The 594-nt window shown below is 64.0% G+C and carries 1 pseudogene; it reads right to left on the minus strand.

Going from position 1 to position 594, the window contains the following annotated elements:
* Positions 1–440 (minus strand): annotated as a pseudogene (locus ACFSCT_RS10295) (cation transporter); the annotation flags it as partial.
* Positions 441–594 lie beyond the last annotated feature (154 nt).

Consider the following 594-nt stretch of genomic DNA (forward strand, 5'->3'; position numbering starts at 1 on the left):
AGCAGGCCAAGGAAGGTGATCGCGCCGTCGCCGATGAAATCGAGCGCATCGGCCTTCACGGCCTGTGACCCGGCGATGAACCCGCCGATCATTTCAACGACACCGTAACCCACGTTCAGGATCACGACGATCCAGAGCGCGCGTCGGTAGGCCGGATCCTGATGGGCGGGATTCGGCGGAATGTCTCCATCGCCTTCGATCCGGTCGAAGCCGTAGCCGGTCACCGCAACGGCCTTTTCGATGTCCGGCAGGCGCGCTTCGGGGGCGCTCAGTGTCATGATGTGCGTCGCCGCCGACACCTTCACATCGTCAGCCGCGACTCCGGCCGACTGCGCCGCCCGCTCGATCTGCGCGGCATCCTTCGCGCAGTCCATACCGGAAACCCGGTAACGGACGGGCGGAACATCTGCCGTCGGTCCGGCACTTTCGGTGTTGGCCATGGTCGCGCTATTCCTGCTAGAATGAATTGAAGGACAACGTATCAGCGAGGAGTGATATGGCCCAAATCGTCGATGACCGCAAGAGCGCGACCATCGAGCGACGGGCGAAGCTGTTCCGCGGCTTCGCGGACCCGAGCCGCCTGGCCATCCTCGG

Origin of the sequence: Paracoccus pacificus, from assembly GCF_042680785.1 — a bacterium.
GTDB lineage: Bacteria > Pseudomonadota > Alphaproteobacteria > Rhodobacterales > Rhodobacteraceae > Paracoccus > Paracoccus pacificus.